The sequence below is a fragment of the Dyadobacter sp. 22481 genome (assembly GCF_052044875.1).
Classification (GTDB): domain Bacteria; phylum Bacteroidota; class Bacteroidia; order Cytophagales; family Spirosomataceae; genus Dyadobacter; species Dyadobacter endophyticus.
The window spans coordinates 2,088,193-2,104,684 of the sequence record NZ_JBQENV010000002.1 but is presented as its reverse complement, the minus strand read 5'-3'; the positions used below and the strand labels follow the sequence as shown (position 1 = coordinate 2,104,684).

At 49.5% G+C, this 16,492-nt stretch carries 17 protein-coding genes; 11 read left to right on the top strand and 6 right to left on the bottom strand.

Going from position 1 to position 16,492, the window contains the following annotated elements; all coding sequences use genetic code 11:
* Nucleotides 1-330: 330 nt before the first annotated feature.
* The 3 genes from ACTJJJ_RS18915 to ACTJJJ_RS18905 all read right to left on the bottom strand — a co-directional run bounded on the left by ACTJJJ_RS18915 (nucleotide 331) and on the right by ACTJJJ_RS18905 (nucleotide 1,573).
* Nucleotides 331-465, bottom strand: coding sequence for a hypothetical protein (locus ACTJJJ_RS18915; protein WP_426293671.1), 135 nt, complete (start codon nucleotides 463-465; stop codon nucleotides 331-333).
* 55 nt (nucleotides 466-520) lie between these two features.
* On the bottom strand, nucleotides 521-1,033 hold the full coding sequence (locus tag ACTJJJ_RS18910; protein WP_426293670.1) for a DinB family protein: 513 nt from the start codon (nucleotides 1,031-1,033) through the stop codon (nucleotides 521-523).
* Nucleotides 1,034-1,159: 126 nt separating this feature from the next.
* Entirely contained in the window at nucleotides 1,160-1,573 is a 414-nt protein-coding gene (locus tag ACTJJJ_RS18905; protein WP_426293669.1) for a DUF3052 domain-containing protein, read from the bottom strand.
* A gap of 147 nt (nucleotides 1,574-1,720) precedes the next feature.
* Here ACTJJJ_RS18905 and ACTJJJ_RS18900 point away from each other — a divergent pair, with 147 nt between their 5' ends.
* The 4 genes from ACTJJJ_RS18900 to ACTJJJ_RS18885 all read left to right on the top strand — a co-directional run bounded on the left by ACTJJJ_RS18900 (nucleotide 1,721) and on the right by ACTJJJ_RS18885 (nucleotide 5,452).
* Complete coding sequence (locus tag ACTJJJ_RS18900; protein ID WP_426293668.1) at nucleotides 1,721-2,947, top strand: DUF819 domain-containing protein; 1,227 nt, start codon at nucleotides 1,721-1,723, stop codon at nucleotides 2,945-2,947.
* Between the two features lie 12 nt (nucleotides 2,948-2,959).
* Entirely contained in the window at nucleotides 2,960-3,652 is a 693-nt protein-coding gene (locus ACTJJJ_RS18895; protein ID WP_188932383.1) for a molybdopterin-dependent oxidoreductase, read from the top strand.
* A 13-nt stretch (nucleotides 3,653-3,665) separates the two neighbouring features.
* Complete coding sequence (locus ACTJJJ_RS18890; RefSeq protein WP_426293667.1) at nucleotides 3,666-4,478, top strand: hypothetical protein; 813 nt, start codon at nucleotides 3,666-3,668, stop codon at nucleotides 4,476-4,478.
* A gap of 101 nt (nucleotides 4,479-4,579) precedes the next feature.
* On the top strand, nucleotides 4,580-5,452 hold the full coding sequence (locus ACTJJJ_RS18885; RefSeq protein WP_426293666.1) for an SDR family oxidoreductase: 873 nt from the start codon (nucleotides 4,580-4,582) through the stop codon (nucleotides 5,450-5,452).
* 21 nt (nucleotides 5,453-5,473) lie between these two features.
* Here ACTJJJ_RS18885 and ACTJJJ_RS18880 read toward each other — a convergent pair whose 3' ends face one another.
* Together ACTJJJ_RS18880 and ACTJJJ_RS18875 are read right to left on the bottom strand one after the other, a co-directional pair.
* The gene (locus ACTJJJ_RS18880; RefSeq protein WP_188932389.1) at nucleotides 5,474-6,235 is read right to left on the bottom strand and encodes an MBL fold metallo-hydrolase; all 762 of its coding nucleotides are present in this window, start codon (nucleotides 6,233-6,235) and stop codon (nucleotides 5,474-5,476) included.
* Between the two features lie 7 nt (nucleotides 6,236-6,242).
* Nucleotides 6,243-6,620: a response regulator gene (locus ACTJJJ_RS18875; RefSeq protein ID WP_188932391.1), complete on the bottom strand. Its 378-nt coding sequence runs from the start codon at nucleotides 6,618-6,620 to the stop codon at nucleotides 6,243-6,245.
* A 187-nt stretch (nucleotides 6,621-6,807) separates the two neighbouring features.
* Between ACTJJJ_RS18875 and ACTJJJ_RS18870 the strand changes: the two genes are divergently transcribed.
* The 6 genes from ACTJJJ_RS18870 (at nucleotide 6,808) to ACTJJJ_RS18845 (ending at nucleotide 13,954) form a co-directional block, all read left to right on the top strand.
* A complete protein-coding gene (locus ACTJJJ_RS18870) occupies nucleotides 6,808-7,461 on the top strand; it encodes a DUF1684 domain-containing protein (protein WP_426293665.1) in 654 nt (217 codons plus the stop codon).
* A gap of 123 nt (nucleotides 7,462-7,584) precedes the next feature.
* Nucleotides 7,585-10,014 carry a phenylalanine--tRNA ligase subunit beta gene (pheT, locus tag ACTJJJ_RS18865; RefSeq protein WP_426293664.1) on the top strand — a complete coding sequence of 810 codons (2,430 nt, stop codon included), beginning with the start codon at nucleotides 7,585-7,587 and terminating at the stop codon, nucleotides 10,012-10,014.
* A 41-nt stretch (nucleotides 10,015-10,055) separates the two neighbouring features.
* Nucleotides 10,056-10,400, top strand: coding sequence for a hypothetical protein (locus ACTJJJ_RS18860; RefSeq protein ID WP_188932397.1), 345 nt, complete (start codon nucleotides 10,056-10,058; stop codon nucleotides 10,398-10,400).
* On the top strand, nucleotides 10,397-10,708 hold the full coding sequence (zapA, locus tag ACTJJJ_RS18855; RefSeq protein ID WP_188932399.1) for a cell division protein ZapA: 312 nt from the start codon (nucleotides 10,397-10,399) through the stop codon (nucleotides 10,706-10,708). The genes ACTJJJ_RS18860 and zapA overlap by 4 nt, the downstream gene beginning before the upstream one ends.
* Before the next feature lie 120 nt (nucleotides 10,709-10,828).
* Nucleotides 10,829-12,400, top strand: coding sequence for a ribonuclease Y (gene rny / locus ACTJJJ_RS18850; RefSeq protein WP_188932405.1), 1,572 nt, complete (start codon nucleotides 10,829-10,831; stop codon nucleotides 12,398-12,400).
* 15 nt (nucleotides 12,401-12,415) lie between these two features.
* Nucleotides 12,416-13,954, top strand: coding sequence for a sigma 54-interacting transcriptional regulator (locus tag ACTJJJ_RS18845; protein ID WP_188932407.1), 1,539 nt, complete (start codon nucleotides 12,416-12,418; stop codon nucleotides 13,952-13,954).
* Nucleotides 13,955-14,029: 75 nt separating this feature from the next.
* On the opposite strand, the gene recA is transcribed toward ACTJJJ_RS18845, so the two are convergent.
* Nucleotides 14,030-15,097 (bottom strand): recombinase RecA, encoded by a 1,068-nt coding sequence (gene recA, locus ACTJJJ_RS18840; protein WP_188932413.1) that lies wholly within the window; start codon nucleotides 15,095-15,097, stop codon nucleotides 14,030-14,032.
* 350 nt (nucleotides 15,098-15,447) lie between these two features.
* Here recA and ACTJJJ_RS18835 point away from each other — a divergent pair, with 350 nt between their 5' ends.
* On the top strand, nucleotides 15,448-16,485 hold the full coding sequence (locus ACTJJJ_RS18835; protein WP_426293663.1) for an aminopeptidase: 1,038 nt from the start codon (nucleotides 15,448-15,450) through the stop codon (nucleotides 16,483-16,485).
* Nucleotides 16,486-16,492 lie beyond the last annotated feature (7 nt).

Sequence of the window (16,492 nt, the reverse complement as noted above, 5' to 3'; positions counted from 1 at the left end):
AAAACTGCTTACGTAAATGCCTATATGTTTCCTGTCATCTCACATCGAAACCCGATGGGGGGTGTCACGCTTAGTCAGGCCCCACTCACGCCTGGGTGGGGAGATCGCATGTAATTGTTACAATGACCGGTAAGAAGAGGATGTAATGTTACCAATTGTAGATTTTATTTTACCAGAAAACTGGTTTATTGTAAAATAAAATCTACAACAAGTTTAAAGGATTCGATCTCTATTTCAAAATAAAAATATCTCTACAAGATTACAATAAGCTGACTACCAAGTAAGTAGACACTCAAATAAGAGAAATATCAAAATTAGTTCTTTTAAAAATCACATCTTTAAAAAGGCACTCAGCCGGATGCTGGTGGTGTTGAGCATCTCCAACCTTACCGGCCGCTCATCGATATGGACCTTTTTGCTTTCGCGACGGTCAATCAGGTCGGGCTCACAAATCCAGATCTTCATTTTACCCGAGCGCTACGCGCCCATTGGTAACAGTGCCAACAATTCAGAACCTCTATCAGGCTTTTAAAAAGATGAGCTGGCCCAGGTGATAAGCCTGATGATTAGTCCTGTTAATCAAGACATTAAGCTTATTACGGTGTGGTTCCTGCGCAAAAGCATCATCGGATACCGCATTATGTTTGCTAAACCACTCCTGAGCGTCGAGCTCAGCGAAGTAGCGCGACAATACCTGGTTCAAATTCGCCCATTTGTCTCTTAGCTCGGCTACCGGTGGGATCTGGTCAAATGCGCGGTCGGGATTCTTTACGAAAGCCTCATCGAGTTCAGGGTACAGGCGCTCGCCCAGGCCCAGAAGCGAGATCATCCCGTCGTTGACCGCTATCAGGTGGCCCAGCAAATAAACGGCCCGGTTTTTACCTTGGGCAACGGGTTCCAACAGACGCTCGTCTGATAATTGAGCCAGCCAGCCATTCAGGCGCTGGTTTTGCAGCTCCCAGTTGGAGACTACCATTTTAATAAACAATTTTTTGTCCGCTTTCAGGGCTGCGGTTTCGTCCTGGGTGTTCATGGTGAAGGTTTCTGGATGATTGGTGGTTAAAAAACGGATTGGCTCCGCTTCCGACAACAAGATCTGCCCCGGCAAGGATCGCGGTTGGGAGTATTTATTTTTTAATTAGGGGAAAAAAGTTTTACACTACCGGTCTTTTACCCTGATTACCAACTTCAAAGCAGACCAAACCGCATCGACTGCGCATACCTTCACATCCACCAGACCGATCGACAATGCCAGATTGCGGATCACATCTTCTGTCAGATCGGTCGGAACCTTGGAGGCCTTTTTCGGCCATGAAACCCAGATCATCCCGTTTGATACGATTTCGGTTTTCAATGCAGGCAGAACTTTACCCAGATCGGAAGCTTGTTTGGTAAAATAGTGAATGAAATCAGTTCCCGGCTCGGGTTCTTCAAAAAATTCAGTGTCGACCGGAAGGACTTCGAGCAGATCAAAATAATGCTCCGGCGGGTTGATAAGCCTGATTTTGAAACCGGGTTTGATCCCCAGTTTTTTGACGAGACTTGCATTCGAGTATCCTGCCTGATCAGCCATATTATAAGTAAATCATACATGGGTCCAATATAGAAATCTGCCATTTCAGACACAAGTACCCATATGCAAAAGCTTGAAACGAATGCGTTTCTGGCACTTTTAAGCTATTTTTACCCATTCACCTTTCCCTTACCTCAATTCTGACGCATGATTACAAACGACGCCGTAGTGCTCGGACTCTTGATGCTGATCCTGGCCGGTATTTTCTACACGGCTTCCCAGCCAGCCTGGAAACGGTTTTACAATATTATCCCTCCCCTGTTGCTTTGCTACTTTATCCCGGGTTTGCTCAACTCGTTTGGAATCATAAGCGGCACAACATCGCAGCTGTATCCGGTCGTTTCCAAATATTTTCTGCCTGCCTGTCTGGTGCTTTTTACGGTAGGAATGGATTGGAAGTCCTTGACCCGCCTGGGTCCGAAGGCTTTGGCTGCGATGCTGATCGGCACCGCCGGCATTATGATCGGCGGCCCGCTCGCCTTATGGATCGTTGGGACAATCAGCCCTGCCACAGTCGCAGGCGAAGGCGCCGACGCGGTTTGGCGCGGGCTGGCTACGATAGCGGGAAGTTGGATTGGCGGGGGCGCTAACCAAACTGCCTTGCGCGAGGTATTTCGCCCCAGTGATGCGCTGTTTTCGCAAATGGTGGCCGTCGACGTGCTGATAGCCGAGCTCTGGATGGCTGCATTGATCTACGGCGCAGGTATCGCCGGCCGCGTGGACGCATTCCTGGGCGCTGATAGCAGCACAGTCCAGCAGGTGAAAGAGCACCTGGACGCGGATCAAAAGGCCAACGAGCAAAACCCGATGCTGCGCGATTATATATTCCTGGCAGCAGCAGGCTTCGGGGCAACAGGTGTAGCGCATGGTCTAGCGGAGATTATCACGCCATACCTTGCTCAAAATTACCCCGCACTTGAAAAATACAGCCTCACTTCCAATTTCTTCTGGGTGATCAGCATTGCGACCGCGATAGGTATTGCCCTATCTCTGACGCCGGTGCGCAAGCTGGAACATTACGGCGCCTCGCGACTCGGCTCGGTGTTCCTGTATGTGCTTGTGGCTACAATTGGCATGCAAATGGACCTGGGGGCCGTAGCCGGCAATCCCGGGCTGTTTGCCATTGGTCTGATTTGGATTTCAATCCACGGAATGCTCCTTGTCGCCGCCTGCCGATGGCTTAAAATCCCCTTCTTCTTTCTGGCCGTGGGTAGCCAGGCCAATGTAGGTGGTTCAGCCTCCGCCTCAGTTGTCGCGGCGGCATTTCATCCCTCGCTAGCGCCGGTTGGCGTACTTCTGGCAATTTTAGGGTACGCTATCGGAACTTATGGAGGGTATTTGACTGCTTTAATGATGCAATGGATTAGCACCTAAACATCGGCACGCATGGAAGAAAACAACAAGCTTGATAAAATCGTAGAAGCGCGGATGAAGCTGAAAGCCCGCTTCGAGCAGCAAATGGCCGAAACGCCCTCTGTTTCTGATACCCGCCCGATGGGAACCGGCGCGCCAAACCGCCACGGAATGCCCCAGCTGCCAGTCGGCCAGACGAAAACTGTCAAATGGCCCGTGCTCGACCTGGGTTTCAAACCCGATGTGCCGCTCGGCAAATGGAAGCTGGTTGTGGACGGCGAAGTCGAATCGCCGCTGACATTAACCTGGGAGGATTTTATGGCCCTACCCCAAACCAGTGATGTAAGTGATTTTCATTGTGTAACCACCTGGTCGCGCATGGATGTGCCCTGGGTAGGCGTGCGCCTGGCCGATATTGCCGCGTTGGTCATGCCCAAACCCAGCGCTACGCATGTGCTCTGCCACGGATACGATAAATACACGACCAATCTTTCACTCGAAGAAGCATTGAAAGAAGATGTGCTGCTCGTTCACACCGCCGACGGCAAGCCGCTCGAACGCGATCATGGCGGCCCTGTTCGCATGATCACGCCTCAGCTTTACGCCTGGAAAGGAAGCAAATGGATCAGCCGCATTCAGTTTCTGCCTAAGAACCAGCTTGGTTTTTGGGAATTGAGAGGTTATTCCAACACGGCATATCCCTGGCGCAACGACCGGTATAGTTAATCTGCAAGAAATCATGGAGCACCACATCGAAGGCTATCAACAGCAGCGCATACCGGTTTCCGAGGAATTTGAGCAGATCATCAGCTATTTCTATTCAGCCACCAATAAGACCAACGCCGACATTACCAAAATACTGGCCCCCGGCTTGCAGACCATCATGGTCTTCAGCTTCGGAGCGGCAATCCGGTTTAAATCAGGTGGCGATTCTATTTTGCTAAACCAATGCCTGGTGCTCGGGCCGATCAGGCAACCGATTGCCTACACGCTGCCGCCGGCCGCTGATATGTTGGTGGTGAATTTCAAAGACGATGCATTCTACCGCTTTTTCGGTCCTGCGCTCGCCGCGGGAATGGTGACCGCTCATCCCGATGAGCTGTTGCGGGAGAATTGTTTTGATCAACTATGGTTTAGCTTAAAAAATGAGCCTACGGATGTGCGAGCCGCTCTTTTGCTTGAATTCTGCAAACCCTATCTTAAATGCCGCGATGCATTGTTTGAAGGCATTTCAGCCCAAGCGGCTGATTACCTGGCCGTAAGTCCTGTTAAGGCTGCCGCTCAGAAAACCGGCCAAAGCGAGCGGAACATTCAGCTTAACCATAAAAAATACCTGGGTTATAGCGCCAAGGAGCGGTCGCGGTACGAACGGTTTCTGAAAGCGTTGCTGATGGTGCAAAATCATTCAGGCAAGGTGGATTGGCTGCAAATCGTCGAAACGTGCGGCTACTATGACCAAAGCCAGCTGATTCATGATTTCAAACACTATTTGAAGCTGAGCCCTGGCCGCTATGTAAAATTCCAGGCGGAGATCTGTCGGGTTGACGCCTAGCGGCTCCTAGGAATGTTTGTTTCCCGCAGCTTTTCGTTTTCTTACAATTTTCCGGATGCCGAAACGGTGAATTTTGTCCTGTTCATTCAAAATCACAATCTATGAAACAGGCAAGCATTTTTCTGACAGGCGCAACCGGAGCCGTGGGATCGCATTTAATTCAACAACTAGCACCGCTGAATATACCCCTTAGGGCATTGGTGCGCGCCGGCTCGCAGCCAGCGACATTTGAGCATATTCCAAATCTGGAAATCGTTACCGGCGATCTGGCCGATCCCGAAAGCTTCCAAGCCTCGCTGAAAGGCGTAGAAAAAGCATTTCTGCTAAGCAATTCCTCCGAGCAGGCCGAAAGCTTGCAGCTGAATTTCGTGGAGGCAGCTCACAGGGCCGGTGTAAAACACATTGTGAAGTTATCCCAACTGGCCGCCAGCGAATCCTCGCCCGTACGCTTTCTGCGTTACCATGCAAAGGTCGAAAATAGGATTAAGGAGCTGGGTTTTGCCTACACATTCCTGCGGCCCAATCTGTACATGCAGGGACTGCTTTCCTTCAAAGACTATATCAAAGATCAGGGACAATTCTTCGCATCGGTAGGCAACGCCGGAGTGAGTGTGGTGGATGTCAGAGACATTGCCGCTGTGGCGGCGGCTTGTTTGGTGGAAACCGGTCACCAGAACAAAGTTTACGACATTACAGGCCCCGACTCGCTGACACATTATGAAATGGCCGAGATTTTCTCGCAGGAATTAGCAAAACCGGTCAGGTTCATAGATGTGACTGCCGAGCAAATGCAGGGCGGTTTACGCGCCGCGGGCTTTCCCGAATGGCAGGTGGGCGGGTTAATCGAAGACTACGCGCATTATGCGCGTGGAGAAGCAGCCAAGGTAGCCGAGACAGTCAAGGTAGTAACTGGCAGCAGCGCCGGCTCATTGCGGCAATTTATCAAGGATTACCGCAGCAGCTTCCTATCCTGATTTTTTTAGCTTAAATCCACATCAAAGATCCAGCACCAGCCCGTCGTAGGCCAAATGCACGTGCGGCGGTAGCTCGCTTTCGACCGCGGCATGCAGGCCGAGTTTATGGCTGATGTGCGTAAGATAAGCCTCCGGTACATTCAGCTTGTCGATCAGATCAAGTGCCTGCGAAAGGGTGAAATGCGATAAATGCGGTTCTTTTTGCAAGGTATCAAGCACCAGCACTTGCGAGCCTTTGATCTTTTCCTGCTCTTCTTCGGAAATGTAGTTCGCGTCGGTAATGTAGGTAAAATCGCCAATGCGATAGCCGTAAACAGGCAGCTTATGATGCATTACCTCGATAGGGACCACTTTTACACCCTCCACTTCGAAGGGCTCGTTTTCAATGGGATGCAGTGAAAAGTGCGGGACACCTGGATATCTTCGCTCTGAGAACGCGTAGGCGAATTCGGTTTTGATCTGGTTGAGCACTTCCAGCCTGCCGTAAAGGGGAATATCCATCTGCTGCCGGTGGTTAAATGCCCGGATATCGTCCAGACCGGCAGTATGGTCTTTGTGTTGGTGGGTGAAAACAGCGGCATCCAAACTTCGCACGTTGGCCCGGAGCATTTGCTGGCGAAAATCCGGGCCGGTGTCGATTACAAACGACTTGCCGTGGGCCTGAATCCACACGGAAGTTCGTAAACGCTTGTCATGCTGATCATTAGAACGGCAAACGGCACAATCGCAGGCAATAACGGGTACTCCCTGCGATGTGCCGGTTCCTAAAAATGTAATCCTCATCAGGTCTTTATTCGGTCAGATGCGCCACCACTTCAACCAGACGGTCGAAATTCAACGGCTTCATCAGCGCATCGTCAAATCCTGCTTCTTTGAAATCTTCTTCTGAATAATTTTTGGCATTACCCGTAATCGCTACGATCGGCGTTTTAGCCTTTTTCTCATCGGATAATTTACGGATGCTTCTCGCACACTCCATTCCATCCATCACAGGCATGTTGATATCCAAAAGAATGATATCAAAGTCCTCTTTTTCAAGCAGTTGAAGCACTTGTTCGCCGTTTTTCACGGAAGTGATTTCATAATGCTGAAATTCAAGAATCTTCCTCGCCAGGTTTTGAATAACTGAACTGTCTTCGGCAATGAGTACTCGTTTTGTGTATGACATACAATGGGGCAGGTATTGTGTTTAAAGTTTTTTCCCAGGTCAATTTAGATATATTTCAACCAACATCGCAAACCCGACGGTCGCGAAGTTTCAAAATTATTCCAAAAAAGTAAATAAACCCTTCATACTTTTTCAAAGCGCGCGATCGGGTGTAAGTTTGTAGTCCGATTCCCCTATTATCCTTACTATGTTCAAAAATAAAGTGATCCGATACAGCACGATCGCGATGTTCATTGCGATCCTTGCTTACTTCGTCATTGAAAACATGGGCGGCACCAGCAGCTCTGATGACGCCATCGCGGCCAATCCCGCCGCCTATAAAACCAAGATCCTCGAAGAACGCGCCGCCAAAGACGAGCAATTCAAATCCGGCGATGACTCGCCGATCAAGGATAAGGAGGCATTCCACGGCCTGCATTACTTCGAACCCAGCCTCGCATTCCGGATTAAGGCCAATATTTCGCCCTACATGCAAGACGATAAGGAGGTAATCGTCAAATATACTGACGGCACCACCGAGAAATACGAAAAATACGGCTATGCCAATTTCAGCATCGAAGGCCAGTCGCAAAAACTGCTGCTGTTAAAAAACGAGGGCACTATTTCGGTGCTTTTCCGGGATGCTACCAGCGGCAAGCAGACCTACGGCGGAGGCCGCTACCTGGATTACCCGGCAGATCAGATTAAGAACAACACCATCGTGCTCGACTTCAACAAGGCGTATAACCCCTATTGTGCCTACCAGGAAAGCTACGCCTGCCCGGTACCGCCAGCCGAAAACACATTGACAGTGGCCATTCACGCTGGCGAAGTGACCGAAGAGGCCACCCACGAAGAGTGATGGCCTGATAAAAAACACGCACGCGGTGCCCAAAGCCCGGATGCCGTTCAAACTAAATCATTAATTTTGCAAACAGGCTCTATTTACCGCGCCTGAATTTTTATTGTTATTAAAGCATTCTAGATGAAGATCTCTTATAAGTGGCTTAAAGATTTAATTGAAATAACTGAAACACCCGAAGAAATCGACCGTTTGTTAACGGGCACCGGGCTGGAAGTAGAAGGTATTGAAGAGATCGAATCGATAAAAGGCGGCTTGCAGGGCGTGGTAATCGGTCAGGTATTGACCTGTGAAAAGCATCCCGAAGCCGACCGGCTGAGCCTGACCACAGTCGATGTAGGCGGCCAAGCACCGCTTTCGATCGTTTGCGGCGCGCCTAATGTGGCCGCAGGCCAAAAAGTGATCGTGGCAACCGTTGGCGCTACATTATACCCGACCGGCAGCGAACAGCCGCTGGTTTTGAAAAAATCCAAAATCCGCGGGGCGCTTTCCGAAGGGATGATCTGCGCCGAGGACGAGCTGGGCGTGGGCACTTCCCACGAGGGCATTCTCGTGCTGGATACGGACCTGCCCAACGGCACACCTGCCGCTGAATATTTCGGCATTTCGTCCGACTACCTCATCGAGATCGGCCTTACGCCTAACCGCGCGGATGCGGCCTCGCATTACGGTGTTGCGCGTGATTTGAAAGCGGTGTTGAAGCGCCAGATCACTTTGCCCTCCGTTGATACATTCAAAATCGATAACCAAAATCTGCCGATTCCGGTAGAAGTTCGCAATACAGAAGCTTGCCCTCGCTACACGGCTCTGACAATTTCAGGCATTACCGTGGCCGAATCGCCTGAATGGCTCAAACAGCGCCTGCAAACAATCGGTATCCGCGCCATCAACAATATCGTCGATATTACCAATTACATCTGCCATGAGCTTGGCCAGCCGATGCATGCATTCGATGCCGGTAAAGTTTTGGGTCAAAAAGTGATTGTTACCACCCTTGCAGAAAACACGACATTTGTGACTTTGGACGGTATCGAACGCAAAATTTCTGCGAACGATCTGATGATTTGCAACCAGGGTACAGACGGAAACCCTGAACCAATGTGCATTGCCGGTGTTTTCGGCGGGCTTACCTCCGGCGTCACCGAAACGACTACTTCCATTTTTCTCGAATCGGCCTACTTCTCCCCTGTTTGGGTGCGCAGGACCGCCCAGCGTTTCTCGCTCAAAACCGATTCCTCATTCCGTTTCGAACGCGGTACCGACCCGAATATGCCGCTTTTCGCATTGAAACGCGCTGCATTACTGATCCAGCAGATCGCCGGCGGAAGCATTTCATCCGAAATTATCGACATTTACCCTGAGCCTATCGAGGATTTCAAGGTAAATATCAAATACAAAAACGTCGACCGGCTGATCGGCAAGTCCTTGGACAAAGCGCAGATTAAAAGCATTCTGGAATCGCTCGATATCCGCATTACCGACGAAACTGAGGTTGGTTTCACTGCGATTGTGCCGCCATACCGTGTGGACGTTCAGCGTGAGGCGGATGTTATCGAAGAGATTCTGCGCATTTACGGCTTCGGTCAGGTGGAATTGTCCGACGCATTGAGCTCGGATTACCTTTCGGATTTCCCCGTTAACGATCCTGAAAAGCTGAAACTGCGCGTGGCGGAGCTTTTGGTGGGCAATGGTTTCAATGAGATGATCAACAACTCGTTGACCAAACCGGAGTATCAGGCCATTTTGGGCGAAAGCCTTGCAGGTAATCCCGTTAAGATCCTGAACTACCTGAGCGAAGAGCTCTCGGTCATGCGCCAGACGCTGCTTTTCTCGGGTCTGGAAGTGATCGCCTACAACAGCAACCGCCGCCAGAAGGATTTGAAAGTATTTGAATTTGGCAAAACCTACCATGAAACCGATGGCAAGTACATCGAAAAGGAGCGCCTATCGGTATTCCTGACGGGCAATATCACCCATGAAAGCTGGTTTGAGAAGTCGCGCGAGGTGGTTTTCCACGATCTGGCTGCATTTGTGAACCAGGTTTTGACTTCGATGAAGATCAGGGAGGTGCAGAAACAGGAAGCGGACAGGAGTATTTTCAAAAGCGGATTAACACTGCTGGCCAATAAAAAGCCGGTAGTATCCTTTGGTTTGCTCAATGCGGCCATTGCGAAAAAGCTGGACATCAAAGCGCCTGTTTACTACGCCGATTTTGACTGGGAATACCTGCTTCGCCAGTATAGCGCCGCCGTTGAATACACCGAAGTGTCTAAGTTCCCCGAGGTGCGCCGCGACCTTTCTGTGGTGGTAGGCAAAAACATTACTTTTGAGGAGCTTCGCCAGGCTGCCTACAAGACCGAGCGCAGCCTGCTCCGTTCGGTGAACGTATTCGATGTCTACGAAGGGGCCAACCTGGAAGGCAAAAAGTCGTATTCGATCAGCTTTATCTTACAGGACGAGCAGCAAACGCTGACCGACAAGGTGATCGACAAGTCCATGCAGCGACTGATCGCTACCTACGAAAGGGAATTTGAAGCGGTGATCAGAAAATAAGTCCGGTTTTTTTCACTTGTCGGATCTTTCAGTTTAAAAAAATGGAGAGGAGCATTGAACGTATTATCGAACACAAACTGTCCGACGTCGAGAAAAAACTCGAAATCCTGATCAATCATAAAGAGAAATTAAACTGGTCGATCTCAGAGCTCCAGCGTGAAAACGCGGAGCTCCGGGTGGCCAATGCGAAGCTCACGGAAGAATCGAAAGAAATAAGGAAAAAATACACGTCTTTAGAAAAAGACTTTAATAAGTCTAAAAGTTTCGCTAAACTTGTCACTAGTAAACTGACACCAACAGGCGCAATTGCCGAACTGAAAGAATCAGTTGAAAGATATATCCAGGAGATCGATAAGTGCATCGAATTGCTTGAAGATACCTTATGAAAAAAAATAGCATACCTAATCCAGATGTTTCTGTCTTTATAAAACTGCTGGACAGAGGTTTCAAACTGAGCGTTCCGGCGGATCAGGAGAAATTCTACAGGGATGGGTATGAGGTGTTCATGCAGCGTGTGCAACAGCATAAATTAAAAGGGAAAGTATACGGTGATATAGAGGCTATTGCATTGACTTCTATAGAATGCCTGGTGGCATTGCAACGGAACCAGGAAGAAATGGACGACCTGGTAGCGGCTTTTAAAAGCAGAGTGGAAAAACTGGACGAGACTCTCGCCGGTGCTATTGAGAGCTGACGCCCATACCTGACCTTTGATTTTACAGTATCTGCAAAAATATTCTTTCAATTTCTTCCATTTTCGGCATTTCAACGCGGGTGTAGTCGGTAAAACCAACTATATATAACCATTATTGAAATGTCTAATTCATTGTATTTCATCGTCATCCTGTCAGATATCATCGCCATAGGGGTGGGTATTTTTGCAGGTAAGTACATCTTTCAGCGATCATTCGACGCAAAGGAAAAAGAGGCCCAGGAACGTGCAGCTGAAATTCTCCGGAATGCAGAAGTAGCAGCCGAAAACATCAAAAAAGACCGCATTCTTGAAGCGAAAGAAAAGTACCTCCGCTTGAAAACCGAATTCGAAGAAGACGCCAATAAAAAACGCAGCATCCTGCAAGGCAACGAGCAGAAGCTCAAACAACGCGAACAGAGCCTCAACCAGAGCATCGAACAGGCCAAACGCAAGGAAAACGAGCTGGACACGCTCAAAAACAACCTCAGCCAGCAGCTGGAAACCGCAACAAAGCGCCGCGAAGACGCGGAAAAATCCTTGCAGCAGCAGGTTGCCCAGCTTGAAAAAATAGCCAACCTTACCGCAGAACAGGCGCGCGAGCAGCTTGTAGACGCATTGAAAGCCGAAGCCGAGACCCGCGCGGGATCCTATATTAAAAGCGCGATGGAAGAAGCGCGTCTTACCGCTACCAAAGAGGCGAAAAAGATCGTTATCGAAACCATCCAGCGCACTGCCGCCGAGCATGCCATCGAAAACTGCGTGTCGGTATTCAACATTGAAAACGATGATATCAAAGGTAAAATCATCGGCCGTGAAGGACGTAACATCCGCGCGCTGGAAGCAGCTACCGGTGTTGAGATTATCGTAGACGATACCCCGGAAGCGATCGTTATCTCGGGTTTTGACCCCGTAAGAAGGGAAATAGCCCGCCTTTCATTGCACCGTTTGGTGCAGGACGGACGTATCCACCCTGCCCGTATTGAGGAGGTGGTGGCCAAAACGCGCAAAAATATTGAAGATGAAATCGTTGAGATCGGTGAAAGAACCGTGATCGACATGGGCATCCACGGCCTTCACCCTGAACTGGTGAAAATGATTGGCCGGATGCGGTTCCGCTCATCTTACGGGCAGAACCTGCTGCAACACTCGCGCGAAGTAGCCAAATTGTGCGCTACGATGGCTGCCGAACTTGGCTTGAATACCAAACTGGCTAAACGCGCCGGTCTGCTGCACGATATTGGTAAAGTATGGCCCGAAGAATCGGATCTGCCGCACGCGATCCTGGGTATGGAGCTTGCCAAGAAATACAAAGAGAACCCAGAGGTTTGCAATGCGATCGGAGCCCACCATGACGAGATCGAAATGACTTCTATTCTTTCGCCGATCATCCAGGTTTGCGACGCCATTTCAGGCTCTCGCCCGGGCGCCCGCCGCGAAATGATGGAATCCTACATCCAGCGTCTTCGCGACCTGGAAAACCTGGCCTTGTCCTTTGATGGCGTCGAGAAATGCTACGCGATCCAGGCGGGCCGCGAGCTGCGCGTGATCATCGATGCGGATAATGTTTCCGATGAAAAAGCGGGTCTGTTATCGTTTGACATCTCCCAGAAAATTGAAAAAGAAATGCAGTACCCCGGCCAGATCAAGATCACGGTGATCCGTGAAATGCGCTCGGTGGCATACGCGCGTTAATCCACTATTTCATACATGACTTACTCAAAGCTTACAAGCACAGAACTACTGGGAATCCGCACGCTCGGAGAACTAAAAAAAGCAGGTTATCGGTCCCGTTCGATCAAGCAGGAGCTAAGAGATAATCTGATTGAAAAAATCAGAAACAAAGAGAATGTTTTCCCCGGAATCTGGGGTTATGAAGAAACAGTCATTCCTGATGTGGAAAGGGCCGTTCTTTCGATGCATAACATCAACTTTTTGGGTCTTCGCGGGCAGGCCAAGACGCGTATCGCACGCATGATGGTAGGTCTGCTGGATGAATATATCCCCTACATTAAAAATTCAGAGCTGCACGATGATCCTTTGGCCCCGCTCTCACGCTATGCCAAGGATGTGCTGGCCGAGCAGGGTGATAATGCCGAAATCGGATGGCTGCACCGCGATGAGCGCTATACCGAAAAACTGGCTACGCCCGATGTTTCGGTAGCGGATCTGATCGGTGATGTCGACCCGATTAAGGCGGCAACATTGAAGCTTCCCTACTCGGATGAGCGCGTGATCCATTTCGGATTGATACCTCGCTCTCATCGCGGCATTTTCGTGATCAATGAGCTGCCCGATTTACAGGCGCGTATCCAGGTGGCGCTATTCAATATTTTGCAGGAAGGCGATATTCAGATCCGTGGTTTCAAACTGCGGTTGCCGCTTGATATTCAGTTTGTCTTCACTGCTAACCCAGAGGATTATACCAACCGCGGAAGCATTGTAACGCCCTTGAAAGACCGGATCGAAAGTCAGATCGTCACCCATTACCCAAAGACGATCGAAACCGGCAAGCGCATTACCGAGCAGGAAGCGGTTGTCAAACCAGAGCAGAAGGGCATTGTGCGCGTCAATGAGCTTGTTAAGACCCTTATTGAACAAATTGCATTTGAGGCCCGCGAAAGTGAATATGTCGACAGCAAAAGCGGCGTTTCGGCGCGTCTGACGATTTCTGCATATGAAAGCCTTCTGAGTACTGCTGAGCGCAGAGCATTAATTAATGGCGAAAGCTCGACCTACGTGCGCGTTTCCGACCTTTACGGAGTCGTTTCCGCGATTTGCGGAAAGGTGGAGCTCGTCTACGAAGGTGAAGTGGAAGGCCCTGTGATCGTAGCTCAGAACCTGATCGGTAAAGCGATCCGGACCCAGTTTCTGAACTTCTTCCCGGATCCGGAAAAAAGCAAGAAGAGCAAGATCAATCCTTACGCGAAAGTAGTCGAGTGGTTTGGCGCGGGCAATGAAATGGAAATGCCTGCCGATATGACCGACCGCGAATACATCGCCCGTTTGAAAACCATCGACGGCCTGGATGATTTCGTGGATATGCTCTCAGCATACAATGATGCCGAAGAAAAACTTTTCATGATGGAATTCGCCCTGCACGGTATGGCCGAATTCTCGCTGGTAGGCAAGCAGGCCCTCGATCAGGGCATGAAATTTCAAGACCTGGTCAGCAGCATGTTCTCAGGTCCCGGGGAAGATGATTATGACTTCGACGAAGACGACGATGATGATCGCAAGCCTTTCTAGAAGATTCAAATAGACTACAAATAAAAATGCCCTGCTACAAACAGGGCATTTTTTATAATCAATGCAATTGAAAACTTATTCCGGTGAACCCTCGTCTACCACATTAGGCTCGCTGGTATCGATCAACACATCCGGATCGACATTTACCTGGCCGCGGATCTTGGCTTCCAGCTCATCCATCAGCTCGGGATTATCTTTGATCAGCGCTTTGACCGCGTCACGACCTTGTCCGAGTCGGTTACCGTCATAGCTGAACCACGAGCCTGATTTCTTGACAATATCCAGCTCCACAGCAAGGTCGATGATCTCCCCTACTTTGGAAATGCCCTCGCCGTACATGATATCGAATTCCACCACTTTGAATGGAGGCGCTACCTTGTTCTTAACTACTTTCACACGTGTACGGTTACCCAGGATCGCGTCAGCACTTTCCTTGATCTGGCCCACACGGCGGATATCCAGCCGAACGGATGCGTAGTATTTCAATGCATTACCACCTGTTGTTGTCTCAGGGTTACCAAACATCACACCGATCTTCTCGCGAAGCTGGTTGATGAAAATACAGCAGCAGCCTGTTTTGTTGATCACCCCGGTGAGCTTACGCAGGGCCTGGGACATCAAACGCGCCTGCAAACCCATTTTGCTGTCGCCCATTTCACCTTCGAGCTCAGCGCGTGGTACCAATGCGGCCACCGAGTCGATGACGATAATGTCAACAGCGCCGGAGCTGATCAGGTGCTCTGCGATTTCGAGTGCCTGCTCACCGTTGTCGGGCTGCGAGATAAGCAGGTTGCTTGTATCGATGCCGAGCTTTTCAGCGTACGAACGGTCAAAAGCGTGTTCGGCGTCTATGAATGCAGCAAGGCCACCCTTTTTCTGGGCCTCGGCAATACAATGCATCGATAATGTGGTTTTACCCGATGATTCCGGTCCGTAGATCTCCACGATCCGGCCACGGGGAACACCGCCTACGCCCAGGGCGAGGTCAAGGCCCAGTGAACCGGTTGAAATCACGGGAATATCTAATACTTTGGTGTCGCTCAGACGCATCACAGTACCTTTTCCGTAAGTCTTATCGAGCTTTTCGAGCGTGGTCTGTAACGCTTTTAGTTTGTTGTCTTTATCTGTTGTTGCTTGTGCCATAAAAATGGTAACAGTAATTTGGTTGGTACATAAAAAAGCGGCTTTTGCAGGACAAAAACCGCTCGTAAATGGGTCTTTATTGTTTTGTAAAAATAGCTAATTCCAAGTGAAACAACAACCCGCATTTTGCCGAAAAACTTAATATTTCCCGAAATTTTCGCATTTTCGGGCGTTTACAAAACAGGAAATAAAATAGCGATACCCAAGTGAGCGGAACTGATTATTAAACGGCGTCAAAGCATCTTCTACCAGCACTTAGATATCATTGATTTGCCTAATTTTACAACGATTACCGATTTACATCCGGGCATCATTTCAGGGGCCGGATGCATTCACTTAATATTGAAATTGTGATCAAAAAAATATTGGTTGCCCTTTTGGCCGTCGTGGTACTGCTTGGTATATGGCAAAGGGATGTGCTCACTTACGCATTTTTACAGGCCAAAGGACAGATTGGCATACTCATGCAGGTAGAAGACGTTGAAGATGTGCTGGCCAGCAAAACGTTTCCCGATTCGCTCAAAGCGAGGATCCGTCTCATTCAGGAGATTAAGAAATTCGGTGTGGACTCGCTCGGGCTGACACCCTCTGATAATTATACCACGTTCTACGATCAGCACGGCCGGCCGCTTATCTGGCTGATCACCGCCTCGGAAAGGTATAAAGTCCAGCCGCACCAGTGGCATTTCCCGATCGTGGGCACATTCCCCTACAAAGGCTATTTTGATTCAACCCGCGCAGTTGCCGAAGAAAAAACATTGATCGACAACGGGCTGGATACCGATATCGGTGAAGTATCAGCGTGGTCTACGCTCGGCTATTTGAAAGACCCAATCCTTTCCAGCATGCTCCGCCGACGCGATGGCAGCCTGGCCAACCTGATCTTGCACGAGCTTACGCATGGTACGCTTTTTGTGAAAAATAACCTGGAATTGAACGAAAACCTGGCCAGCTTTGTGGGCGATCAGGGTGCGATCCGGTTTTTGAGATACAAATACGGAGCGGATTCTGAGCAAATGCGTCAGTATGAGTACTCAAAACGTTATAATGACGCCTATTCACAGCATATGCTCAGAGGCGCAGGCCGGCTGGATAGTCTTTACAAGACATTCGGCCCCGACCCGACACCGAATGCGCGGCGGGACTCGTTGAAGGCCAGATTGATCACTGATATCGTCAGCGACACGGATACACTTCTTTCAGGCAAGCGTACGTTAACAAACAAAAACGGCTGGCCCGACGGAAAACTTCCCAATAATGCTTACTTTATCAGCTACCTGACCTACAAGTCCAAGCAGGACACTTTCAGGCAGGAATTTGAAAAAAAGTTTGGAAGGGATTTAAAGAAATACCTGAACCATTTAAAGGGACAATACCCTTCCCTGTAAAGTTATT